We start from the raw sequence: 22,888 nt of genomic DNA, 5'->3' as shown, positions 1-22,888 counted from the left end.
CGGGCGCGACCCTCGGTCAGTAGGCCACCCCTGTCAAATAGAGCCCCTCGGCCGGCGCCACGGGCCCGCAGGCGCGGCGGTCGCGGGCCTCCAGGGCCGCGACGAGGTCGGCCCTGGTCCAGCGGCCGACGCCGACCTCGGCCAGGGTTCCGGTCATCGAGCGCACCTGCCGGTGCAGGAACGAGCGCGAGGCGAACTCCAGCAGCACCTCGTCGCCCTCGCGGCGCACGCTGGCCAGGTCCAGCGTCTTCATCGGCGACTTCGCCTGGCAGCCGAGGTCGCGGAAGGTGGTGAAGTCGTGGTGGCCCACCAGCGCCTGGGCGGCCTCGTGCATGGCCTCGGCGTCCAACGGCTTCTTCACGTGCCACACGCGCCCCTGGTCCAGGGCCGGCGGCGCCATGCGGTTGAGGATGCGGTAGAGATAGCGCCGCTCCTTGGCCGAGAAGCGGGCGTGCCACCCCTCGGGCGCGACGCTCGCCTCCAGCACCGCGATCGGCTGGGGGACGAGGTGGGCGTTCAGCGCGTTGCGGACGGTCTCGGCCGGCCAGTCCTTGGCGAGGTCCACGTGCACCACCTGGCCCCGGGCGTGCACCCCGGTGTCGGTCCGCCCCGCCGCCTGCAGGCGCAGGTCCTCGCCGCAGAACGCCTTCACCGCCCGCTCGATGGCGCCCTGGATCGTGGGCAGCCCGTCCTGCGCCTGGAAGCCGTTGAACGGCCGGCCGTCGTATTCGATCAGGAGGCGGTAGCGGGGCATCAGGACAGCTTCACGCCCGCGGGGACGGCGGTCCCGCGCAGGAAGGCCTCGGCGTCCTGCGGCCCGCGCCCCTCGCGCTGCACGCGCAGCAGGCGCACCGCGCCGTGCCCGGTCCCCACCAGCAGCCGGTCGTCCAGCGTCTCGCCCGCCGGCCCCTCGGCGTCCTCGAACGCCGACAAGAGCGCCTTCACCCGCACCGGGCCCTTCTCGGTCGGCAACTCGAACCAGGCGCCCGGGAAGGGCGAGAGCCCGCGGATCTTGCGGTCCACCTCGGGACCCGGGCGCGTCCAGTCGATCCGCGCCTCCTTCGGGCGGATCTTCTTGGCGTAGGTGACGCCCGCCTCGGCCTGGGGCGTCTCGACCGCCCGCCCGGCCGCGATCTGGGCCAGGGTCTCGACGATCAGGCCGGCGCCGGCGGCGGCCAGCCGATCGTGCAGGGTGGCGGCGGTTTCCAGGGCGTCGATCCGCACCGTCGCGGTGGAGAGCACCGGCCCCTCGTCCAGCCCCTCGGTCATCCGCATCACCTGGACCCCGGTGACGGCGTCGCCGGCCATGATCGCCCGCTGGATCGGCGCGGCCCCCCGCCACCTCGGCAGCAGCGAGGCGTGGACGTTGAACGAACCCAGACGCGGCGCCTCCAGCACCTCGCGCGGCAGGATCTGGCCGAAGGCGACCACCACGGCCGCGTCCAGGCCGAGCGCGCGGAAGGCCTCGATCTCGGCGGGATCGCGCATGGAGGCCGGCGTGCGCACCGGGATGCCACGGCTCTCGGCATAGGCGTGGACCGGCGAGGGCCTCAGCTCGTGGCCGCGCCCGCGCGGGGCGGGCGGTTGGGAATAGACGCAGGCCACCTCGTGGCCGGCCTCCACGATTTCGGCGAGGGCCTGGACGGCGAAGTCGGGGGTGCCGAGGAAGGCGAGACGCATGGGCGGCGGTTTAGCGGCCCCGGGGCCTCAAGGGAACTTCGCCGCAAGCGTGGCCGTTGCTGCCCCAGCGCCAGCCCGACGCCACTCTTGAGGAAGACAGGAGCCCCGCCATGAACAAGCTCATCGCCGCGTCCGTCCTCGGCCTCGCCGTCGCGGTCGCCGGCTGCACCCGCGAGGAGCGGGCCGACGCCGGGAACGACGTGGAGGCCGCCGCCGAGAAGATCGCCGCCGAGGCGCGCGATGCGGTCGACAGCCCCGAGCTGAAGGAGGTGGGGTCCGAGATCAAGGAGGCCGCGGGCGACGCCGGCCAGGTGATCAAGGAAACCGCCCGCGGCGCGGCCGAGGGCGCCCGCGAAGGCGCGGCCAAGGTCGAATCCGAGGCCGAAAATGTGGCGGACGACCGACATACTTCGGAAAACGAGCGACGGTAGCTGATCCCGGCCGCGTTCAAGGCGTTTGTCGCCGGTCCGTACGGCCAGGGAGTATGAGCGTGATCCGAAGCCAAGGCGCCCGGTGGGCGGGCCTGTTCGCAACCTCCGCCGTGTGCCTGGCGCTCGCGCCGGCCGCCTTCGCCCAGACCCAAGGGGATCAGGCGGCCGAGACGCCCGTGCTCGACGACGAGGGCTACGAGGTCGAGGAGCTGGTCGTCACCGCCACGCGCGGCCTCGTCCCGCGCGGATCGGTGGTGGGCGACGCGGTCCCCGAGATCACCCTCGACCAGCGCGAGATCCGCGCGCTCGGCGTCAGTTCGGTCGAGGAGCTGCTGGCGGCGCTCGAGCCGCAGCTCGCCAGCGGCCGCGGCCGGGCCGGCGGCCGGCCCGTCATGCTCGTCAACGGCATGCGCATCTCCAGCTTCCGCGAGATCCGCGACCTGCCGCCCGAGGCGATCGTCCGCATGGAGATCCTCCCCGAGGAGGTGGCGCTGCGGTACGGCTACCGGGCCGACCAGCGGGTCGTGAACCTCGTCCTGCGCCGCCGCTTCCGGGCGGTCACGGTCGAGGGCGAGGTCGTCGCGCCCACGGCCGGCGGGCGGTCGGCCTACGAGCTCGACCTCGACGCCCTGCGCATCCAGGACGACGCGCGCCAGCAGTTCGAGTTCGAGGCGACCTACGCCACCCGCCTCCTGGAGTCCGAGCGGGACATCGTCCGCACGCCCGACGAGGGGCCGTTCCGCACGCTGTCGCCGCAGACCCAGGGCCTTTCGCTGAACGGCGTCTACGCCCGCCCCTTCGGCGAGGGCATGTCCGGCACGCTGAACGGCAGCCTGGAGTGGAACGAATCCAACGCCCTGCTGGGCCTCTCCGGCGGCGCCGAGCGCGACGCCCTGGGCCGGCTTTCCGACACCAGCGCCGCGCACCTCGGCGGGGCGGTGAACGGCGCCTGGTCCGGCTGGCGCTGGTCGGTCACCGGCAACGCCGACGTCAGCCGCTCGCGCACCCTGACCGAGGTCGCGGTCGATCCGGCGACCGGCGCCTGGCGTCCGGCCAACAGCGCCCGCTCCACCGTCACCTCCGCCGACCTGGAGGCCCTGGCCAACGGCACGCTGCTGACCCTGCCGGCCGGGCCGGTGAACGCCGCCTTCACCGTCGGCGGCGACACCCGCCGGCTGGAGAGCGAATCCGACCGCTTCGGGGTCCGGCGCGATTCGGACCTCAGCCGCCACATCGCCCGGGCCCAGGCGAACCTCGACGTCCCGCTGGCCAGCCGCCGCCGGGGGGGATTCGAGGGCGTCGGCGACCTGTCGGTGAACTTCAACGCCGCCGTGGACCGCCTGTCGGACTTCGGCACGCTCACGACCCTCGGCGGCGGTGTCACCTGGTCGCCGGTCGAGGCCGTGCGCCTGATCGCCTCGGTCACCGAGGAGGAAGGCGCGCCCAGCGTCCAGCAGCTCGGCGATCCCGAGACCGCCACGCCGGGCGTGCGGGTGTTCGACTTCACCCGCGGCGAGACGGTCGAGGTTCTGCAGCTCTCGGGCGGCAATCGGGGCCTCCTGGCCGACAACCGCCGGGTCGTGAAGCTGGGCCTGACCCTGAAGCCGTTCGACGAGACAGACTTCACGATCCGCGCCGACTACACCCGCACCCGCACCCGCGACGAGATCGCGAGCTTCCCGGCGCCGACGCCGCAGATCGAGGCCGCGTTCCAGGATCGCTTCGTGCGCGACGCCACGGGCCGGCTGGTGCAGGTGGACGTGCGGCCGGTGAACTTCGACCGCCACGACGAGGAGCAGCTGCGCTGGGGCTTCCATTACAGCCGGCCGCTGCAGAACACCCGCACCCCCGCCGGCGCGCCGGGAACGCAGCGCCGGGCCGAGGGCGCCGGGCCGAGGGCGCCGGGCCTTCAGGCGGCGGACCGCCGGGCGGCTTCCGCGGCGGCCGCGGCCGCTTTTCGGGCGGGAACATGACCTTCGCCGTGTTCCACACCTGGCGCATCGAGGACGAGGTGCTGATCCGACCCGGCGTGCCGGTGCTCGACCTGCTGGACGGCGCGGCGCTCAGCCAGAGCGGCGGCGCCTCGCGCCATCAGGTGGACGTCCAGGCGGGGGTCTCGAAGAACGGCCTCGGCGCGCGGCTGAACGCCCGCTGGCGCGAGGGCTCGCGGGTCGACGGCGGCCCCTCGGGCGAGAGCCTGCGCTTCTCGGACCTCACCACCGTGGACCTGCGGCTGTTCGCCGACCTCGGCCTGCAGCCCATGGCCCGCGAGCACACCTGGATGCGCGGCGCCCGCGTCAGCCTGGAGGTGAAGAACCTGTTCGACGAGCGGATCGCCGTCCGCGACGAGGCGGGCCTCACCCCGCTCAGCTACCAGCCGGACCTGATCGACCCCGTCGGCCGCACGGTGAGCATCAGCTTCCGCAAGCTGTTCCTGCCGCCAAGGCCGGTCCGTCCCGTGCAGACCCCGACGGCCCCGACGCCGGGGTCCTGATCAGCGCCGCCGCAGCACCGCCATCGCCTGGACGGGCGTCTCCCGGCCGCCCGGGATGATCTCGGCGACCTCGAACCAGGGCCCGGCCATGCGCGAGACGTGCGCCCGGCTGGTCCAGCTCGACATGTAGTTCGAGCCCTGCATGGCGTCGTTCAGCACGAACCAGTCGTCGCGGGGCCCGCGCGCCTTCACCGCCTCGGGGCCCCAGACCGCGGCGTAGTCCTCGTCGTGGAAGGTGAGCAGGGCCAGGCCGCCGGGGCGCAGCACGCGCGCGGCCTCGGCCAGCCAGGCCTCGGCGACCGGCTCGCGCAGGTGGGTCAGCACGGAATAGGCGTAGACGAGGTCCAGCGCCCCGTCGGCGTGCGGCAGGGGCGGCTTCAGGCCGTTGGTCCCATAGCGGCCGGGCAGGTTCGCGCGGCACCACGCCACGAGCTTCGGGTTGAGGTCGCTGCCGTGGAACTCCCCCCCGGCCGCCTCGATCTGCGGCGCCAGCCAGCGGGCGATCCGGCCGCAGCCGCAGCCCAGGTCCAGCATCCGCAGCGCCGGGGCCGGAAGGCCGTGCTTCGCGGCGAGCCGCAGGACGTCGGCGGCGTCGGCCTGGCCGCGCTCGGAGAACCAGCGCTGGCCCGCGGTCCCCGCCACGGCGACGCGCAGCTCGGCCGGCGGCATCGGACGGCCGTCGTCCACCGCCTCCTCGGGCTGTTCGACGAGCTTGCGTTCCTTCGCCCGGTAGATGGGCGCGATCAGGCCGGTGACCTCGAGGCCCCGGCGGACGAAACGGATGAGCGGATGCTTGGCCACGAAGCGGCTTTTAGGCCGCTTTGGCGTGCTTCTTCACCTTCTTGATCGCCTGCTCGCGCTTCAGGCGCGACAGGTGGTCGATGAACAGGACGCCTTCCAGGTGGTCCATCTCGTGCTGGATACAGACCGCGAAGAGGCCCTCGGCGTCCTCCTCGACCTGTTCGCCCTGGTAGTTCAGGTAGCGCAGCTTCACGCGCGCCGGCCGCTCGACCTCGTCGTAGTACTCGGGAACCGACAGGCAGCCCTCCTCGTACGGCGCGGTATCGTCGGAGGCCCACAGGATCTCGGGGTTCACGAAGTAGCGGGGCTGCTTCTCCTCGCCCTCCCGGGCCAGGTCCATGACGATCACGCGCTTGGGCACGCCGATCTGGATGGCGGCCAGGCCGATGCCCGGGGCCGCGTACATGGTCTCCAGCATGTCGTCCATCAGCGCGCGCAGCTCGTCGTCGACCTTTTCGACGGGCTGGGAGACCTGCTTCAGGGCAGGGTGCGGGACGACGAGGATCTCTCGGATGGCCATGGGCGCGAGGTAGGTTCGGAATGCCTGAGCGTCAAGGTGGGAGAAGGCCTCAGTCGGGCTTGCCGGCGGCGGCGAGCCGCACGCTGGGCTGAGGCTCGTCGGTCAGCTTGGCCAGCGGGCGCACGCCCAGCTCGATCGCCGGCAGCTCGGCGATCTCCTTGCCCTGGTGGTCGACCTTCAGCTCCTCGAAGCGCTTGGCCTGGGTCAGCACCTGGGTCTCCAGCGAGCCGACGAAGCGGTTGTAGCGCTCGACGGCGGCCGACAGCGCCTTGCCCACCGAGCCGGCGTGCTCGCCCATCACCGCGATGCGCTTGTAGAGCTCCTTGCCGAGGTCGGCGATCTTCTGGGCGTTGGCCGCCTGCTCCTCGACCCGCCAGCCGTAGGCCACCGCCTTGCACAGCGCGAACAGGGTCGTCGGCGTCACGATCACGACACGGCGGTCCATCGCCTCGGTCATCAGGTCGGGCGCGCGGTCCAGCGCCGCGGCCAGGGCCGAGTCCAGCGGCACGAACATGGCCACGAAGTCGGGCGAGGCCTCGAACTGGTCCCAGTAGGCCTTGGCCGAGAGCCCCTGGATGTGCCCCTTCACGCTCTGCACGTGCCGCAGGCCGGCCGAGTCACGGGCCGCCTCGTCCAGCGCCTCCTGCAGCTCCAGGAAGGCGTTCAGCGAGCACTTGGCGTCGATCACGAACACCCCGCCGCCCGGCAGGCGCACGGTCACGTCGGGCCGGCGCCGACCTTCCTCGGTGTCGGTCGAGGACTGCTCCTCGAAGTCGTAGCGGTGCGAGAGCCCCGCGGCCTCCAGCACGTTGCGCAGGGTCTGCTCGCCCCAGCGGCCCTGCACGCCGGCGCCGCGGCGCAGCGCCGCCGACAGCTTGCGCGCCTCCTCCTGGGTGGCGGTGGAGGCCTGCAGCAGCTGCTGGATCTGCTGCTTCAGCCCGCCGTTCTCCTCCGCGCGCTGCTTCTCCACCTGGGCGACCTGCTCCTGAAACTTCTGCAGGGTCTCGGCCACGGGCTTCAGCTGGGCCTCCAGCCGCGCCTGGACCAGCTGCTCGCGGCCGCGCGCCTGCTCCTCGTTCTTCCGCAGGATCTCCTCGGCGACCTGGGTCGCCGACTGGGTGAGCTGGGCCCGCAGCAGGTCGCCCTGCTCCTCCAGCAGCTTCATTCGCGCCTCGGCGGTGGCGGCCCGCACCCGCTCGCGCAGGGCGAAGGCGATCGCGCCCGCGGCCACGATCACGGCGACGATGGCGAGGATCAGCATGGCGTTCATGCTGCGTTCTTAGCGCGAGTCCCCCATCCCCGTCATCCCACGGTCGCGCAGCGATCAGAGGGATGACGTCGGATGTCTATGCCGGCCGGCGCGCCCGCATGGCCTGGGCGATGGTGCCGTCGTCCAGCCAGTCCAGCTCGCCGCCCACCGGCACGCCGCGGGCCAGCATGCTGACCGTCACCTCCGCGCCGGCCAGCCGCTCGGCCAGGTAGTGCGCCGTCGTCTGGCCATCGACGGTCGCCGGCAGGGCCAGGATCACCTCGCGCACGCCGGGCTCGCTGGCCCGCGCCACCAGGGGCCCGACCCGCAGGGCGTCCGGCCCCACGCCGTCCAGCGCCGACAGCAGCCCGCCCAGCACGTGGTAGCGGCCGCGGAACGCGCCCGCCCGCTCCATGGCCCACAGCGCGCCGACCTCCTCGACCACGCAGATCAGGCTGGCGTCCCGCGTCCCGTCGGAACAGATCGCGCAGGGGTCCTGGGTGTCGAGGCTGCCGCACGTCGAACAGGTCTTCACCCGCGCCGCCGCCTCGGCCAGGGCGTCGGACAGCGGCGCCAGGAGCTGGTCGCGCCGCTTCAGCAGGGCCAGCGCCGCGCGCCGCGCCGACCGCGGTCCCAGCCCCGGCAGCTTGGCGAGCAGCCCGATCAGCCGCTCGATCTCGGGTCCGGCGGAGGCGGCCATGGTCAGTCCCCCCTCACGGCGCGAAATCGACGACGGCGTTGGCGGTCGGCAGCTCGCCGGCTGCCGCCCGCGCCCTCGCCCCTGCCATGCCGGTCCAGCCCTCGGGCCGCTCCAGCACCTCCAGCGAGGGGACCTGGCCGCGCACCACCAGCCCGTCGAAGACGTATGGCAGGCCCTCGCCCCCCAGGGCGCTGGTCCCGTCCGAGACGTGGAGATGCAGGTGCGGCGCGTCGGATTGGCCGGAGTTGCCGAGCCGGCCCAGCACCTCGCCGCGCCGGACCTTCTGGCCGGGCTTCACGCGCACGCCGCCGGGTTGCAGGTGGCCATAGAAGGCGTAGGCGCCGCCGCCCAGGTCCAGCACCACGTGGTTGCCGCCGATCGTTGTGAGGCTGATCGGCACGGCCGGCGCCCCGCCGGGGGCGTTGTCGGGCAGATCGTCCTTCACCGCCGCCACGGTCCCGTCGGCCACGGCCAGCACCTCGGCGCCGTAGCCGGGCCAGGACTCGTTGCGGGCCGGGTCGCCGACGAACGCGCGCCCCCGCGCGTCCAGCCGCACGAAGTCGATGGCGTAGCGCTGGGAGATGCGCGCCTTGCCGTCCACCACCGCGATCGTGCGCCGGTGATCGGCCTCGTTCGAGAGCGCATTGGCCGCCAGCCAGCCGCCGCCCCTCAGGGGCGGGCCGAGCCTCAGCGGGGCTCCGCCGACCGCCAGCTCGCCGCCCCGCAGGATCGTGCGGCTGGCCGGCGCGTCAGGGGCGGCGGCGCGCACCCTGATGCGGTGGGACAGCCTGGCCGGCGCTTGGCCGGGGGTCGTCTCGACGCCCACGAACACGGTGACGAACCCGCCCGCCGGCACAGTCAGTTCGCCGCCCTCGGCGGGCGAGGCGCCGCGGTGCGCCACCATGTCCTTCAGCGCCGCCGCATCGAACGCCGCCAGCGCGGCGCCCGCCGGGTCCAGGACCTCGAGGGACTCCAGCGTCACCGGCCGGGGCGCGAAGTTCGTCAGCCGCAGCTCATAGAGCAGGTGCAGCCGCTCACCGCCGGGCACGGCGCTCGCCCGCGGTGGCGCCAGCACGTCCAGCGGGACCACCGACGGCTCGGCCGCCGCCGCACCGGCCAGCAGCGTCGCCGCCAGCGCCCCCAGCATCGTCCGCATCAGAACAGCTTCGGCATTCCGGGCATGCCGGCGAAGGGACCCGCGGCCTCGCGCATCACCTCGGCCTGCTTCTCGTCCAGCTTGCGCTTGGCGTCGGCGTGGGCGGCGACGATCAGATCCGCCACCACCTCGCCCTCGCCCGGCGCCATCAGGCTCTCGTCCAGGTCCACGCGGGCCAGCTCACCCGTGCCCTTCAGCACCAGCTTCACCATGCCGCCGCCCGAGGTGCCCTCGACCTCCATCTCGGCGATCCGGCCCTGGGCGTCGGCCAGCTTCTGCTGCATGGCCTGGGCCTGCTTCATCAGCGAATTCAGGTCTTTCATCGCAACTCACTCCCGGCGCCGCAGGCGCTCAGCTTGGCTAGTCCTCGTCCTCGTCGTCGGCCTCGACCGGCGGGGCCTCGCCCTCGGCCGCGGCGGGCTGGACCGCCTGGCGGATGCCGACGATCTCGGCGCCGGGGAAGGCCTGCATCACCGACTGCACGAAGGGGTCCTGCTCGATGGCGGCGCGCACCTCGCGCTGCTCGCGCTTCTGCTTCTCCCACAGGCTCTCGGCGCCGCCGCCGCCCTGGGCCGAGATCAGCCAGCGCTCCCCGGTCCATTCGCGCAGGCGCGCCACCAGCCGCTGCGCCAGGTCGCGCGGCGCGCCGGGCGCCGGCTCGTACTCGATGGCGCCGGGCCGCACGCTGATCGGGCGGACGAAGCGCTCGATATCCAGCTTCAGCGTGATGTCCCGCTTCTTCTCGATCAGCGCCAGGATGTCCTCGAAGCTGGCGAGCTGCGCCATCGGCTCGGCCGACGCCTGCGGCTGGACCATGGTCTGGCGCGCCACCGCGCTCGCCCCGCCGCCGCCCGGCGCCTGGACCGCCCGGCCGCCGCCTCCGCCGCCGCCTCCCGGCCCGCCGGTCACCGGCTCGCCCGCCTGCAGCTTCTTCAGCGCCTCCTCGGGGCCGGGCAGGTCGGCGGCGTAGGCCATCCGGATCAGCGCCATGTCCACGGCCGCGGCCGCGTCGGGCGCGCGCCGGACCTCTTCGTAGGCCTTCAGGGTCAGCTGCCATAGGCGCGAGAGCACCCCCGCCGAGACCGCCGCGCCGATCGCCGCCAGCCGCTGGGCCTGCTCCTTGGGCATCACCAGCGCCTGCGGCCCGATGGCCTTGGCGACGCTGGCCCCGTGCACATGGTCCAGCAGGTCCAGCATCACCTGGTCGGGATTGGCGCCGTAGCCGTAGAGCGTGCGGAACGTCTCGATGGCCTCGCCCGCCTGGCCGCGCATGAGCTGTTCGAACAGGCCGATGGTCTGGGCCCGGTCGGCCAGGCCCAGCATGTCGCGGATGGTGGCGGCGGTGACCGTCTGGCCGGGCTCGGCCTGGACGATGGCCTGGTCCAGCATCGACTGGCCGTCGCGCACGCTGCCCTCGGCGGCCCGGGCGATCAGCATCAGCCCCTCGGCCTCGACCCGCGCCCCCTCGTTCTCGCAGATCATCTCCAGGTTCTTGACCAGCATCTCGGGCTCCACCCGGCGCAGGTCGAACCGCTGGGTCCGCGAGAGGATGGTGACCGGCACCTTGCGGATCTCGGTCGTGGCGAAGATGAACTTGGCGTGCGGCGGCGGCTCCTCCAGCGTCTTCAGGAGCGCGTTGAACGCCCCCGTCGACAACATGTGGACCTCGTCGATGATGTAGACCTTGTAGCGGGCCTCGACGGGCGCATAGCGCACCCCGTCCAGCAGCTCCCGGATGTCGTTCACCCCGGTGCGCGAGGCGGCGTCCAGCTCGAGGACGTCCATGTGCCGGCCCTCGATGATGGCCCGGCAGTGCAGCCCCTCTTCCTTCAGGTCCAGGGTCGGCTCGTGGACGGTGGCGGTCTCGTAGTTCAGGGCCCGGGCCAGCAGGCGCGCGGTGGTCGTCTTGCCCACCCCGCGGACGCCGGTCAGCATGAAGGCGTGCGCGATCCGCCCCGAGGCGAAGGCGTTGCGCAGGGTGCGGACCATGGCCTCCTGGCCGTAGAGGTCCTCGAAGGTGCGCGGCCGGTACTTGCGGGCGATGACGGTGTAGGCGGCCGACTCCTCGCCGGAGGCAGGCGCGGACGCCGCCGGCGCCGCAGGCGCGGCGTCCCCGAAAATGTCGCCGGTGTTGGGATCCCGCTCGGGAATCTCTTCGTCGTCCACCATCGCGGCCATCTAACGGTTCGGGCCCGGTGAACGGAAGGGGAAAGGCGCGCGTACGCCCCGCTGTCCATGGCCACGAACAAACACGAACCGGGACCGGCCGCTCTCCCGCAGGCGCAAGGGCGACGGCGAAGCCGTCCTTCGACACGAAGGCCACGAAGCGCACGACGATCACGAGGCAGGACGCCCTTCGTGTCCTTGGTGATCTTTGTGGTCTTGGTGTCGGGGAAATCCGGAGCCGCCGCTTGCGCAACGCCTCAGGCGCTTGGTTCGTGGCCAGCGACGCCACGCCGCCGCCCGTCCAGGCTTCCGAATGCTCGAAGGGAAAGGTGGAGACCGAACGACAACCCGAAGCGGGACCCGTTGTGGCTGCTTCCTTCCGGACCTGACCAGGTTGGCGAGGCGCTCGTCCGCCGCCGATCTCCGAGGCGCTATATGGCGGCAAGGGACCGTGGGGGCAAGGGGCAGGTCCCCGCCCCTCCTTTTTCCACCGCCCCTTTTCCCGCCGCCCCTTTTCCCGCCGCAGCGCCGCCCCAGTCCCGCCACACCGGGTGGCGAACGAAGCCCCCGAGGGACCGTCATCCATCCTCTCGGGGCCAATCTCATGCGCAAGCTCGTGCTCACCGCCGTTCTCGCGGCCATCGCCGTTCCGGCTCTTCCCGCCGCGGCGGACCCGCCGCACCACGCGCCGGCGCACGGGCGGCGCCACAAGGAGCGGATCTACGACGAGCGCGGCCGCTACTACGAGCCCCGGCCGGTCTCCTACGATCGCGTCTGGCGGGGCGACGACGGCCGCTACTACTGCAAGCGCGACAACGGCACGACCGGCCTGGTGATCGGCGCCGCCGTGGGCGCCCTGCTCGGCCGCGAGCTCGACGGCGGCCGCGACCGCACCACCGGCACGATCCTCGGCGCCGCCGGCGGCGCGCTGCTGGGTCGGGAGATCGACAAGGGCGAGCTGCGCTGCCGCTGAGGCGCCCCAGGGCCGCGGCCTTGACCGACCGCAAGGCGCCGGGTCCGGCCGGCGCTATGCTGCGCGCCGATCCACCTCGGAGGCGACGATGCAGCAGTACGTGGTCCAGGCCCGCCGGATAGACGCCCACGGCAGCGAGGCCGAGGCCAAGCAGGCGCGGCTCGTCCTGGACACGGACGTGAAGGGGCGAACCGACGCCTTCAACCCGGCCGAACTGCTCCTCGCCGCCGTGGCCGCCTGCATGATCAAGGGCATCGAGCGCATCTCGCCGATGCTCGAGTTCGATGTCCGCGGCGTCGAGGTGCGCCTCACGGCGCAGCGTCAGGACGCCCCGCCGAAGATCATCCGGATCGACTACGAACTGGTGGTGGACACGCCCGAGCCGGACCGCCGCCTCGAGCTCCTGCACACCAACGTGCGAAAGTACGGGACCATCTTCAATACGGTCTCGGCGGCGGCGCCCGTCGAAGGGACGATCCGCCGCCGGGAGGCCTGACCGGCCCTCAGCTCGCGGCCGCGCCCGTCTTGTCCCCGGTCTTGGTCTCGAAGTCCGAGGCCTCGTGCCGCTCGGGAAGCTGGCTGGCCGGCTCGCCCCAGGTGCGGTTGACCATCCGGCCGCGCTTCACCGCCGGGCGGGCGGCGACCTGGTCGGTCCAGCGCTGGACGTTCCTGTACTCGTCGGCCGAGAGGAACTCGGCGGCGTCGTAGACGAGGCCCTTCACCAGGGCGCCGTACCAGGGCCAGATCGCCATGTCGGCGATCGAGTACTCCTGGCCGGCCATGTACTCGTGCTCGGCCAGGTGGCGGTCCAGGACGTCCAGCTGGCGCTTCACCTCCATGGCGAAGCGGTCGATGGCGTATTCGATCTTCACCGGCGCGTAGGCGTAGAAGTGGCCGAAGCCGCCGCCGAGGTAGGGCGCGCTGCCCATCTGCCAGAAGAGCCAGTTCAGCGCCTCGGTGCGGCCCTTGTGGTCCTTGGGCAGGAAGGCGCCGAACTTCTCGGCCAGGTAGAGCAGGATCGAGCCGGATTCGAACACCCGCACCGGCTCGGGGCCGCTGCGGTCCATCAGGGCCGGGATCTTCGAGTTGGGGTTCACCTCGACGAAGCCCGAGCCGAACTGGTCGCCCTCGCCGATCGTGATCAGCCAGGCGTCGTACTCGGCGCCCGGATGGCCGGCGGCCAGCAACTCCTCCAGCATGACGGTGACCTTCACCCCATTGGGCGTGGCCAGCGAATAGAGCTGCAGCGGATGGCGGCCGACCGGCAGCTCCTTGTCGTGCGTCGGGCCGGCGACCGGGCGGTTGATGTTGGCGAACCGGCCGCCGTTGGCCTTGTTCCAGGTCCAGACCTTCGGCGGGACGTAGGCGGCGTCATCGGCCATGTGCGGCTCCTCCAGCGCTGGCGCCCGGGCCGGGCGCCCCTCCGATGTGGCCCAGGCGGGCCGGTTTCGCCAGCCCTTCGCTTGAGGCGAGCGGAACCGCTGCGGCCGGTTCCGCTTTCTCCCGGCCATGACGGCTGCGCCTTCGCGCAGCGCTCGGAGCTGGGAGCGGTTTGATGGCCATCATCACGGGTACGGCCGGGGACGACCGGCTGGAAGGCACGCCCGAGGCGGACACCCTGACGGGCCTGGGCGGCAACGACGTGCTGCTCGGCGGCGTCGGCGACGATCGCCTCGACGGCGGCGCGGGCGAGGACTGGCTCGCGCCCGGCGACGGCCTCAACACCCTGGTGGGCGGCGAGGGCTTCGACACCGTCGACTATTCCGACCTGTCCACCAGCATCGGCGCCGACCTCTACGCCGGCGCCTGGCGCAACGCCGGCGTCTATGTGGACAGCTTCGACAGCATCGAGAACCTCGTCGGCACCGGGTTCAACGACACCCTGCTGGGCGACTGGCGCGACAACATCCTCATCGGCAACGCCGGGGACGACGCCCTTGACGGCCGCGAGGGCGCCGACCGGCTGATGGGCGGCGACGGGGCCGACACCCTCACGGGCGGCGACGGCCAGGACTATGTCCGCGGCGAGGCCGGGAGCGACAGCCTCTACGGCGGGGCCGGATTCGACGACCTGCACGGCAACCTGGGCGAGGACACCGTCGACGGCGGGCCCGGCACGGACTGGGTCGTGGGCGGCCAGGGGCACGACTACCTGCTGGGCGGCTCGGACGACTCCTACGACGTGGTCTACGGCAATCTCGGCAACGACAGCTGCCACGGCGGCGGCGGGAACGACTGGGTCCGCGGCGGTCAGGGCGACGATGCGCTCTACGGCGGCGCCGGCGACGACTGGATCTGGGGCGACCGCGGGAACGACACCATCGAAGGCGGCGCGGGCGCGGATACGTTCTTCGTGTTCGGCGAGGCCGGCATCGACCACATCCGCGACTTCGACTTCGCGGAGGGCGACCGTGTCCGGGTGGAGGCCGGCTACACCTACAGCGCCGCCCAGGTGGGCGGGGACGTGGTGGTCAGCATCAGCGGCGGGGCGACCCTGACCCTGCAGGGAGTGCAGCTTTCCGCCCTTGGGGACGGCTGGATCACGGTCGGCTGATCGGTTCAGCCTTGGGTCGGAGGCGGTGACGGCGATATGTAGTCGCCATGCCGCTCTCCGCCTTCACCAACACCTTCGCCGGCAACCCGCTCGACCGGGCCAGTGACCGCCGGTCCGACGAGGCCTGGCTCTCGAGCCAGCTCGCCTCGGCCGAGTCCCTCGCCCTGGCCGTCTGGAACGGCCGCCCGCTGGTCGAGAAGACCTCCGGCGGCGGGGTCCAGATCGCCTATCTGCCGGCGCGCCTGGCGGGCGAGCTCTCGGGCGGGCCCGAGCGGCTGCTGTTCCTGGGCCTGTGGAAGGAGACCGCCGTCTTCGCCGTGGACCTGGAGGGCTTCTCCGATCCCACCGAGGGCCCGCTGCAGGGCCTTGGCGAATTCGCCGACCTGCGCCAGGTCGCCCTCGCCCTGCCCGGTCCCGAGGCCGCCATCTGCGCCACCGCCAAGTCGATGTTCGAGTGGCGGCGCAAGCACCGCCGCTGCGCCAACTGCGGCGAGCCGACCGACGTGAAGGACGCGGGCTGGAAGCGCCAGTGCCCGGCCTGCGAGACGGAGCACTTCCCCCGCACCGACCCCGTGGTCATCATGCTGCCCTATCACGGCGGCCGCTGCATGCTTGGCCGCCAGGAGGCCTGGCCCAAGGGCATGTTCTCGGCCCTCGCCGGCTTCCTCGAGCCCGGCGAGAGCATCGAGGAGGCCTGCGCCCGCGAGCTGTCGGAAGAGGCCGGCCTGCGCACCCTGACGGTCCGCTACCACTCGACCCAGCCGTGGCCCTATCCCTCCTCGCTGATGATCGGCCTGCTGGCCGAGGTGGAGGACGACGAGGGGACCCCCGACCAGACCGAGCTGTCCGAGGTGCGCTGGTTCACCCGCGAGGAGGCGAAGGCCCTGCTCGCCGGGCAGGTCGAGGGCCTCTTCTGCCCGCCCCCGCTCGCCATCGCCCACCAGCTCCTCAAGGCCTGGGTCGAGGAAGGCTGACCCCTCCTCTCCCCCCGCGAAGCGGGGCGAGGGAGCGGCCGCGCGGCGCTACCCCCGGCTCGTGCGGAACGGGTCGGCCGGATAGACGCCGAGGATCTCGAACTTCTCCGAGAAGAACCTCAGCTCGTCGAAGGCGCGGGCCACGCCGATGTCCTCGGGCCGGCCGTCCACCTCGGCGTAGAAGAAGGTCGCGGTGAACGCGCCGTTCTCCATGTAGCTCTCGAGCTTGGTCATGTTGACGCCGTTGGTCGCGAAGCCCCCCAGCGCCTTGTAGAGCGCCGCCGGCAGGTTCTTCACCCGGAAGATGAAGCTCGTCACGCAGGGCTGGGTGAACGGCGGCGGCGGCGGGTCCTTCTGCGCCGTCATCACCAGGAAGCGCGTGGTGTTGTTGTGCTCGTCCTCGATGTCGCGGACCAGGATCTCCAGCCCATAGAGCTCGGCGCAGAGGGCCGGGCTCACCGCCGCCTTGGTGGGGTCGGGGCTCTCGGCCAGCTCCTTGGCCGCCCCGGCCGTGTCGCCGGCGGCCTGGGTCTTCAGCTTCAGCTTGCGCAGGGTCTTGCGGCACTGGCCGAGCGCGATCGGCATCGAGACCGCCGTCGTCACCTGCTCCAGGGTCACGCCCGGATTGACCATCAGCTGGAAGTGGATCGGCTTGAACCGCTCGCCGACGATCTTCAGGCCCGAGGACGGCAGGAGGTGGTGGACGTCGGCCACGCGGCCGGCGATCGAGTTCTCCACCGGGATCAGGCCCAGCTGGCAGTCACCCGACTTCACCGCCTCGAAGGCGTCCTCGAAGCTGGCGTGGGGGACCGGCTCGTGATCGGGGAAGAACTGCGAGCAGGCCTCGTGGCTGTTGGCCCCGAGCTCGCCCTGGAAGGCGATGCGTCCCCCGCTGCCGGCCTGGCTCATTGCGGTCCCCCGATCGTGCTGACGAAATGGCGGGCGGCGGCCAGGTCGGCCGGCGTGTCCACCGAGATGGGCGCGGCGTCGGCCACCGTGGCCCAGATGGAAAGGCCCAGCTCCAGCGCCCGCAGCTGCTCCAGCTTCTCGCGGCGCTCCAGGGGCGACGGCTCGGCGGCGTTGAACGCCTCCAGCGCCTCGCGCCGGTAGCCGTAGATGCCCACGTGCCGCCACACCGGATGGTCGCCGTAGAGGGTCGAGCGGGTGAAGTAGAGCGCCCGTCCCGTCCGCCCTCCCGTCTGGCCGCCCGGCTGCATCGACAGAACCGCCTTCACCACGTCCGGGTTCGTCCGGTCCTCGGGCGAGGCCTCGGGCGCCACCACCGTGGCGATGTCGCAGTCGGGGATCTCGGCCAGCAGCCCGGCGCAGGCGGTGATCACGTCCGGCTCCACGAACGGCATGTCGCCCTGCAGGTTGACGATCACGTCGTGCCGCCCTTCGGGGTCGAGGACGGCCAGGGCCGCCAGGATCCGGTCCGAGCCCGACGGCAGCTCGGGGTCGGTCAGCACCGCGCGCCCGCCCGCCTGCTCCACGGCCTCCACGATCTCGGGATCGCCCGCCGCCACCGCCACCGGTCCTGCGCCTGCGGCCTGCGCCTGCCGCAGCACGCGGACGATCATCGGTACGCCGCCGATGTCCGCCAGGGGCTTGCCCGGCAGGCGCGTGGCGGCCAGTCGCGCCGGGATGAGGACGATGGGGTTCATGCGGGCTTCTGGGCGGTTGCGCCAGCGCCGGTACCGTGTAAGAGAGCCGCACGCAACAAGGGGCGGGTTTCCCGCGTCGTTCGCCGACGGCGGCGTCGGCCGGAGAGAGGCGTGATCTAGGGACTATGAGCGACCTTACGTTCAACAAGGTCGCCGGCGCGGTGCTGGCGACGGGCCTGGCCATTGTTGGCCTTCGCGAACTCTCCAACGGCGTGTTCGCGCCGCATCCGCCGGAGAAGATGGGCTACCTCATCGAGGTCGCCGAGGAGACCGGCGGCGCCGCGGCGGCCGAGGCTCCGATCGACTGGGGCACGGTGCTGCCGACCGCCGACCTCGCCGCGGGCGAGGCCGCCTTCGCCAAGTGCCAATCCTGCCACAACGTCGCCCAGGGCGGCGCCAACGGCACCGGCCCGAACCTGTGGGGCGTCGTCGGCGCCAAGCCGGGCGCCCACCCGGGCTTCGCCTATTCGCCGGCCATGACCGAGTTCGGCGCCCAGAACCCCGTCTGGGACTATGAGCACCTCAGCGAGTTCCTGGCGGCCCCGCAGAAGTACATCGCCGGCACGAAGATGACCTTCGTCGGCCTGAAGAAGCGCGAAGACCGGATCAACATGATCGCCTTCCTGCGCTCCAAGGGCGGCACGCTGCCGATCCCGGCCCCGAACCCGGTCGCCGCCGAGCCGGAAGCCGCGCCCGCCGAGGAAGGCGCGGCCCCGGCCGAGGGCGCGGCGCCCGCCGATGCCCCGGCCGAGGGCGAAGCCGCCCCCGCCGCTCCCGAAGCGGCGCCCGCCAAGAAGTAGTCCGGACCTCTTAGAGGATCCGCCTGAAGGCCGTGGGCTCGCCGTAGCCCGCGGCCTTTATGCGTTCCACGGCGGCCTCCAGCGGCTCCACCACCGTCATCATGTGATGGCCGTTGGCGTGCACGATGCGTCCGGCGTCCACGCCGATGGCCACGTGCCCCTTCCAGAACACAAGGTCGCCGCGGCCGAAGTCGGCGCGGTCGATCTCACGGCCCAGGGCCTGCTGCTGGTCGGCGTCGCGCGGGCAGGCCCGGCCGCAGGCGAACAGCGCCTGCTGCACCAGGCCCGAGCAGTCCACGCCCAGGCTCTCGCGCCCGCCCCACAGGTAGGGCGCGCCGACGAAGCGCTCGGCCACGGCGGCGGGATCGTCCTCGAACACCCCGATGGGCGACAGGTGCTCCACCGTGACCCAGCCCGAGCCGGCGACCTTCGCGAGCCGGCCCTCCTGCGCCTCCACGGCGACGAGGCTGTTCAGCGACAGCAGGCTCATCGCGCGGCTCTTGATGCTGGGCCCCTCGAACGCATAGGTGCGCAGCGCCGCCACGCGGTGGGTCGGGGCCGGCGCCGGCGGGGCCAGGGCCGCGGCCGCCACATAGCCCACGTAGCCGTCCCGGGTCGCCTGGCCGAGGGCGAAGGCGCCCTCCTCCTCCAGCACCTCGAAGCGCTCGCCGAACAGCAGCTGGTCCACCTGCTCCGAGCCCAGGCTGGGCTCGCGGTGGACGCCCGTCGCCGCCAGGGCGCAGGTCATCGGCGTCGGGTCCAGATAGACCTCGGCCGCCACGATCCCCTCCAGGCTGCGGGCGGCGATCCCGTCGCGGATCGGCGTCACCCGAGGATCGAGGTTCATGCGAATCGCTCCCGGATCATGCGGTAGAGGCCGCGGATCGCCTGGACCTCGGCGCCCGCGGGCTGGCCCGGTTTCCCGCGAGGGTTCCAGGCGAAGATGTCGAAATGGACCCACGGCCCGCGCGGCGCGAACTTCTGCAGGAACAGCGCCGCGGTCACCGAGCCGGCCTGGGCCCAGGCGTCGGGGTCGTTCTTCAGGTCGGCGACCTCGGACTCCAGCGCCTCGGCGTAGGGCTTCCACAGCGGCATCCGCCAGACGGCGTCGGCCTCGGCCTTCGCCGCCGCCTCGATCTGGCCGGCCAGCTCGTCGTCGTCGGTGTAGAACGGGATCACCTGCGGCCCCAGGGCGATGCGCGCCGCCCCGGTCAGGGTGGCCAGGTCGATGGTCAGCGCCGGCTCCAGCTCGGCCGCGCGGGCCAGGGCGTCGGCGAGGATCAGCCGCCCCTCGGCGTCGGTGTTGCCCACCTCGACGCTCAGCCCCTTGCGGGTCGCCAGCACGTCGCCGGGCCGCATGGCGTCGCCGGAAATGGCGTTCTCCACCGCCGGGACCAGCACGACCAGCCGCACCGGCAGCTTGGCGGCCATGACCATCCGGCCCAGAGCCAGGGCGTGGGCGGCCCCGCCCATGTCCTTCTTCATCAGCCGCATGCCGGCCGAGGGCTTGATGTCGAGGCCGCCGGTGTCGAACACCACGCCCTTGCCGACGATGGCCACCAGCGGCCGGTCCTCTCCCCCGGGGGGCGCCCAGCACAGCTCGATCATCCGAGGCGCGCGCTCGGGATGGGCGGCGCGGCCCACCGCGTGGACGGCCGGATAGCCGGCCTCCAGCAGGCCCTCGCCCTCCAGCACCGTCACCTGGGCGCCGTGCTGTTCGGCGATCTCGCGGGCGATGGTCTCGATCTGCTGCGGGCCCATGTCGTTGGCCGGGGTGTTGACCATGTCGCGGGCCAGGGCGCAGGCGTGGGCCACCTGGCGCGCCTCGGCCGCTCCTTCGTCCCCCTCGGCCAGCAGCCGCGGCCGCTCGCCCTCGCGGGCCTTGTAGCGGTCGAACCGGTAGCTCCCCAGGGCGAAGGCCAGGGCCGCCTGGGCGGGAGTGATCGAGTCCGGCGCCTGGGCGATGCGGCAGACCACGCCCGCCGGCAGCTTGGCCGGCAGGGCGCGCAGGGCGGTCCAGGCGGGCTCGGCGCCCAGGCCGAACAGCACCCGGTCCAGGCTCCCGTCGGCGGCGGGCACGGCCAGCGCCTGGCCGGCCTTGCCCTTGAACTCGGCGGTCCGCGCCAGCGCGCCCACGAAGGGCTCGGCCTCGAACAGCGCCTGCGCCTCGCCCTCGGTCAGGGCGTGCACGGGGACGACGGGCCCGTCCCAGGCCTCGAGGATCACGTCGGACATGATCCACCTGTCGCGCATGTCCGAAGGCGCCGCAACCTAGAGCGCTCCGAACACTGTGGGGAACGGCGAGAGGGGGAAGGCCGCCAGGGCGCCGGCCGCGATGGCCAGGCCGTAGGGAACGCCCTCCTTGGGCTCGGCCAGGCGCACGAACCACGCGGGTCCCGACAGCACCAGCACCCGCAGCGCCGGCGCGCGCAGGGCGAGCAGGCCAAGGCTCAGCGCCCCGCCGGCGATCACCGTCACCAGCAGGAAGGTCGGCAGGGCCGGCCAGCCGAGCCACAGCACGGCGGCGGCCATCAGCTTGCCGTCGCCACCGCCGATCGCCCGCACGGCGAACAGGACCATGCCGAGGACGAGGGCGCCGACCCCCAGTCCGGCGTGCGCCGCCAGCGCCGCCGGCGGCAGGCCGGCCGCCAGGGCCGCGGGGACGAAGGCGCCGGCGAGGGCCAGCGGGATCCAGTTGGGGATGGTGAAGCTCGCCACGTCCTTCACGGCGCCGGCGATCACCAGGGCTGGAAAGGCCAGCGCGAGGCCGGCGGCGAGCAGTTCGATCATGGCGGCCATCCTGCCGCGGCAGGCGTGAAGGAATCGAAAAGGCCCCCGGCGTTTCCGCCGGGGGCCCTCGTCACGCAGAAAGGTCGGGGCGGCTTAGCTGCCGGCCGTGCTGACCTTGGTGCTGATGTCACGGAACTTGGTGTCCAGGCTCGTGCCGACCAGCTGCAGGGCGCCCACGAGCACCACCGCGATGAGGGCGGCGATCAGGCCGTATTCGATGGCCGTGGCGCCGGATTCGTCCTTGAGGAAGCGGGTAACGAACTTCGACATCTTCACTCTCCTTGAAGTCGCGAGCAGACGGTCGAGGGGTTCAGACATCCGCCTGCTCGCCCCGATTGCACCGACAACTTCGCAGATCGCGCTTAATCCGCAGTAAACGTCCGAGAATTCGACTCGAATATTCTATGGTTTACTGGAATTCAGCATTGACGCCCGTTAACTACACCAGGCGGTTGCACTGAAAACATTGAGGGAATCCGGCCCGCACGCGCGGTTCAGCGCACGATGCGCCCGCCGCCGCGGACGAAGAAAAGTCCCGCCAGCCCCGCCGCCAGCAGCACCAGCAGGGTCGCAAGGCCGCCCTGCTGGGTCCGCGTGAGCGCGGTGCCGAGGCTCACCAGCGTGGGCGCCAGCCAGGCCGTGGCCACCCCCGACAGGGCGTAGACGCCGAAGAAGGCCCCGGTCTGCTCGGGCGGAGCCAGCCGCGTCAGCAGCGTGCGGCTGGAGGCGTACTGGGCGGTGATGAAGACGGCGCAGACGAAGCCCGCGCCGACATAGAACCAGTCCGGCAGGGTGCGGAACACCGGCCCGTCCCACATCGGCCCGTGCGCCGCCGCATCGTGCGGCCAGAAGAACAGGATCCGGTCGGGCGCCATGCCCAGCACGGCCAGCAGGCCCAGCATCGCCGCGGCGATCTCGATCTTCAGCGCCGTCTTGGGCCCCAGGGCGCCGTCCAGCCAGCGGGCCACATAGCCGCCCAGCACGGCGAACACCGACAGCAGGATGCCGTAGGCCAGCATCTCCAGCGGGCCCCACTTCATCACCCCCACGGCGAAGACGCCGGCGTAGATCAGCACTCCGTTCATCCCATCCACGAAGAACATCCGCGAGACGAGGTAGACGGCCGCGTCCTTGAACCGCCCGACCGTCCGCACCATCCGCCACAGCTCGCCCGCCCCCTCCCTGAACGCGCGCAGCACCGGCACGCCGGTGGGCGGGGCGTCGGGCGTGAACAGGAACAGCGGGATCGCGCCCAGCAGCATCAGGGCGGCCGCCATCAGGGTCACCACCCGCTCGGGCTCGTGGGCGTCGGGGTCGAGGCCGAACAGCGGCGCGTCGGGCACGAACGCCCAGTCCACCTTGCCCGGCAGGGCGAAGGCCCAGGCGGTGAAGGCCAGGGCGACCACCGAGAACAGGTTGGCCAGCGACAGGGCCAGGCCCGAGGCCCGGTGCGCCCCGGCCAGGCCCGCGGCGCGGACCAGCAGCGAGTTGTGCAGCACCTCCGAGTAGACGTAGAGCACCCGCGCGAAGAAGCCGAGCAGCAGCACCGCCGTCAGCGGCAGCGGCCCGCCGGGCCTGGCGAACCACAGCGCCGCGATCGCCGGGACCATCAGCCCCACCGTCAGCGCCAGCCAGCCCTTGCGCGGCCCCAGTTTGTCGATCGAGGCGCCCAGGAACGGCGCGGTCAGCATCACCGTCCAGCCGATGTACTGGTCCCAGCGGGAGATCACCTCCTGGCCGCGCACCGGGTCGCCCACCAACGTCGAGGCGACGTAGGGCATGAAGATGTAGATGGTGACCAGGATGATGAACGGGTCGCGCCCGCCCTGGAACAGCGCCCAGGAAAGGCCGCCGCGGTTCAGGCGTTCCCCGCTCGGCAGCCCGGCCATGCCGGCGGGCCCGCGCGCGTCGGCGGCCTCGGATGTCTGCACCGTCG

Annotated in this window: 25 protein-coding genes and 1 other RNA gene; 8 read left to right on the top strand and 18 right to left on the bottom strand. The window is 72.6% G+C overall.

The window, feature by feature from the left end; translation table 11 throughout:
- Positions 1-16: 16 nt before the first annotated feature.
- A complete protein-coding gene (gene truA / locus PHZ_RS02065; RefSeq protein WP_041373007.1) occupies positions 17-754 on the bottom strand; it encodes a tRNA pseudouridine(38-40) synthase TruA in 738 nt (245 codons plus the stop codon).
- Entirely contained in the window at positions 754-1,680 is a 927-nt protein-coding gene (gene fmt / locus PHZ_RS02060; protein WP_012520939.1) for a methionyl-tRNA formyltransferase, read from the bottom strand. The genes truA and fmt overlap by 1 nt, the downstream gene beginning before the upstream one ends.
- A gap of 110 nt (positions 1,681-1,790) precedes the next feature.
- Here fmt and PHZ_RS02055 point away from each other — a divergent pair, with 110 nt between their 5' ends.
- From PHZ_RS02055 to PHZ_RS21430, 3 genes are read left to right on the top strand one after another with little or no spacing between them, the layout of a single operon-like run.
- A complete protein-coding gene (locus PHZ_RS02055) occupies positions 1,791-2,111 on the top strand; it encodes a hypothetical protein (RefSeq protein WP_012520938.1) in 321 nt (106 codons plus the stop codon).
- Between the two features lie 59 nt (positions 2,112-2,170).
- Positions 2,171-4,084 (top strand): TonB-dependent receptor, encoded by a 1,914-nt coding sequence (locus PHZ_RS02050; RefSeq protein ID WP_148216764.1) that lies wholly within the window; start codon positions 2,171-2,173, stop codon positions 4,082-4,084.
- Positions 4,081-4,605: a TonB-dependent receptor gene (locus tag PHZ_RS21430; RefSeq protein WP_049758103.1), complete on the top strand. Its 525-nt coding sequence runs from the start codon at positions 4,081-4,083 to the stop codon at positions 4,603-4,605. The genes PHZ_RS02050 and PHZ_RS21430 overlap by 4 nt, the downstream gene beginning before the upstream one ends.
- Here the strand turns inward: PHZ_RS21430 and PHZ_RS21425 are convergent, their stop codons facing one another.
- The 8 genes from PHZ_RS21425 to ffs all read right to left on the bottom strand — a co-directional run bounded on the left by PHZ_RS21425 (position 4,606) and on the right by ffs (position 11,623).
- Positions 4,606-5,406 (bottom strand): class I SAM-dependent methyltransferase, encoded by an 801-nt coding sequence (locus PHZ_RS21425; RefSeq protein WP_049758102.1) that lies wholly within the window; start codon positions 5,404-5,406, stop codon positions 4,606-4,608.
- 10 nt (positions 5,407-5,416) lie between these two features.
- Positions 5,417-5,926: a peptide deformylase gene (locus tag PHZ_RS02040; protein ID WP_012520935.1), complete on the bottom strand. Its 510-nt coding sequence runs from the start codon at positions 5,924-5,926 to the stop codon at positions 5,417-5,419.
- A 49-nt stretch (positions 5,927-5,975) separates the two neighbouring features.
- Complete coding sequence (locus tag PHZ_RS02035; RefSeq protein ID WP_041373005.1) at positions 5,976-7,196, bottom strand: DNA recombination protein RmuC; 1,221 nt, start codon at positions 7,194-7,196, stop codon at positions 5,976-5,978.
- Between the two features lie 76 nt (positions 7,197-7,272).
- Positions 7,273-7,875, bottom strand: a complete 603-nt coding sequence (recR, locus tag PHZ_RS02030) for a recombination mediator RecR (RefSeq protein WP_012520933.1) — start codon at positions 7,873-7,875, stop codon at positions 7,273-7,275.
- A 13-nt stretch (positions 7,876-7,888) separates the two neighbouring features.
- Positions 7,889-9,031: a M23 family metallopeptidase gene (locus PHZ_RS02025; RefSeq protein WP_012520932.1), complete on the bottom strand. Its 1,143-nt coding sequence runs from the start codon at positions 9,029-9,031 to the stop codon at positions 7,889-7,891.
- Positions 9,031-9,354 (bottom strand): YbaB/EbfC family nucleoid-associated protein, encoded by a 324-nt coding sequence (locus PHZ_RS02020; protein ID WP_012520931.1) that lies wholly within the window; start codon positions 9,352-9,354, stop codon positions 9,031-9,033. The genes PHZ_RS02025 and PHZ_RS02020 overlap by 1 nt, the downstream gene beginning before the upstream one ends.
- Positions 9,355-9,391: 37 nt before the next feature.
- A complete protein-coding gene (locus PHZ_RS02015) occupies positions 9,392-11,209 on the bottom strand; it encodes a DNA polymerase III subunit gamma/tau (RefSeq protein WP_012520930.1) in 1,818 nt (605 codons plus the stop codon).
- A 315-nt stretch (positions 11,210-11,524) separates the two neighbouring features.
- An RNA gene (gene ffs / locus PHZ_RS22020) (signal recognition particle sRNA small type) lies at positions 11,525-11,623 on the bottom strand.
- Between the two features lie 178 nt (positions 11,624-11,801).
- On the opposite strand from ffs, the gene PHZ_RS02010 reads away from it, so the two are divergent.
- Together PHZ_RS02010 and PHZ_RS02005 are read left to right on the top strand one after the other, a co-directional pair.
- On the top strand, positions 11,802-12,170 hold the full coding sequence (locus PHZ_RS02010; protein WP_041373003.1) for a glycine zipper 2TM domain-containing protein: 369 nt from the start codon (positions 11,802-11,804) through the stop codon (positions 12,168-12,170).
- 88 nt (positions 12,171-12,258) lie between these two features.
- Entirely contained in the window at positions 12,259-12,666 is a 408-nt protein-coding gene (locus PHZ_RS02005; protein ID WP_012520928.1) for an OsmC family protein, read from the top strand.
- Between the two features lie 7 nt (positions 12,667-12,673).
- Here PHZ_RS02005 and yghU read toward each other — a convergent pair whose 3' ends face one another.
- Positions 12,674-13,552, bottom strand: a complete 879-nt coding sequence (gene yghU, locus PHZ_RS02000; RefSeq protein WP_012520927.1) for a glutathione-dependent disulfide-bond oxidoreductase — start codon at positions 13,550-13,552, stop codon at positions 12,674-12,676.
- Between the two features lie 173 nt (positions 13,553-13,725).
- Between yghU and PHZ_RS01995 the strand changes: the two genes are divergently transcribed.
- Both PHZ_RS01995 and nudC read left to right on the top strand, forming a co-directional pair.
- Positions 13,726-14,724, top strand: a complete 999-nt coding sequence (locus PHZ_RS01995) for a calcium-binding protein (RefSeq protein WP_012520926.1) — start codon at positions 13,726-13,728, stop codon at positions 14,722-14,724.
- Between the two features lie 47 nt (positions 14,725-14,771).
- The gene (gene nudC / locus PHZ_RS01990; protein ID WP_012520925.1) at positions 14,772-15,698 is read left to right on the top strand and encodes an NAD(+) diphosphatase; all 927 of its coding nucleotides are present in this window, start codon (positions 14,772-14,774) and stop codon (positions 15,696-15,698) included.
- 48 nt (positions 15,699-15,746) lie between these two features.
- On the opposite strand, the gene PHZ_RS01985 is transcribed toward nudC, so the two are convergent.
- The gene (locus PHZ_RS01985; protein WP_012520924.1) at positions 15,747-16,607 is read right to left on the bottom strand and encodes a prephenate dehydratase; all 861 of its coding nucleotides are present in this window, start codon (positions 16,605-16,607) and stop codon (positions 15,747-15,749) included.
- On the bottom strand, positions 16,604-17,362 hold the full coding sequence (locus PHZ_RS01980) for a 3-deoxy-manno-octulosonate cytidylyltransferase (protein WP_012520923.1): 759 nt from the start codon (positions 17,360-17,362) through the stop codon (positions 16,604-16,606). Before PHZ_RS01980 ends, PHZ_RS01985 begins: the two co-directional genes overlap by 4 nt.
- A 125-nt stretch (positions 17,363-17,487) precedes the next feature.
- Here PHZ_RS01980 and PHZ_RS01975 point away from each other — a divergent pair, with 125 nt between their 5' ends.
- Positions 17,488-18,162, top strand: coding sequence for a c-type cytochrome (locus tag PHZ_RS01975; RefSeq protein ID WP_012520922.1), 675 nt, complete (start codon positions 17,488-17,490; stop codon positions 18,160-18,162).
- Between the two features lie 10 nt (positions 18,163-18,172).
- On the opposite strand, the gene PHZ_RS01970 is transcribed toward PHZ_RS01975, so the two are convergent.
- From PHZ_RS01970 to PHZ_RS01950, 5 genes are all read right to left on the bottom strand, one after another.
- The gene (locus tag PHZ_RS01970; RefSeq protein WP_012520921.1) at positions 18,173-19,009 is read right to left on the bottom strand and encodes a C40 family peptidase; all 837 of its coding nucleotides are present in this window, start codon (positions 19,007-19,009) and stop codon (positions 18,173-18,175) included.
- A complete protein-coding gene (locus PHZ_RS01965) occupies positions 19,006-20,397 on the bottom strand; it encodes an aminopeptidase (protein ID WP_012520920.1) in 1,392 nt (463 codons plus the stop codon). Before PHZ_RS01965 ends, PHZ_RS01970 begins: the two co-directional genes overlap by 4 nt.
- A 36-nt stretch (positions 20,398-20,433) precedes the next feature.
- Positions 20,434-20,952 (bottom strand): prepilin peptidase, encoded by a 519-nt coding sequence (locus tag PHZ_RS01960; protein WP_012520919.1) that lies wholly within the window; start codon positions 20,950-20,952, stop codon positions 20,434-20,436.
- Positions 20,953-21,045: 93 nt separating this feature from the next.
- Positions 21,046-21,222: a Flp family type IVb pilin gene (locus PHZ_RS01955; RefSeq protein ID WP_012520918.1), complete on the bottom strand. Its 177-nt coding sequence runs from the start codon at positions 21,220-21,222 to the stop codon at positions 21,046-21,048.
- 224 nt (positions 21,223-21,446) lie between these two features.
- Positions 21,447-22,883, bottom strand: a complete 1,437-nt coding sequence (locus PHZ_RS01950; RefSeq protein WP_236611859.1) for an MFS transporter — start codon at positions 22,881-22,883, stop codon at positions 21,447-21,449.
- Between the last annotated feature and the right edge of the window lie 5 nt (positions 22,884-22,888).

The sequence above is a fragment of the Phenylobacterium zucineum HLK1 genome (assembly GCF_000017265.1).
In the GTDB taxonomy this organism is placed as follows: Bacteria; Pseudomonadota; Alphaproteobacteria; order Caulobacterales; family Caulobacteraceae; genus Phenylobacterium; species Phenylobacterium zucineum.
Note: the sequence above shows the minus strand (reverse complement) of the source record. Positions and strands in the feature narration are given on the sequence as shown.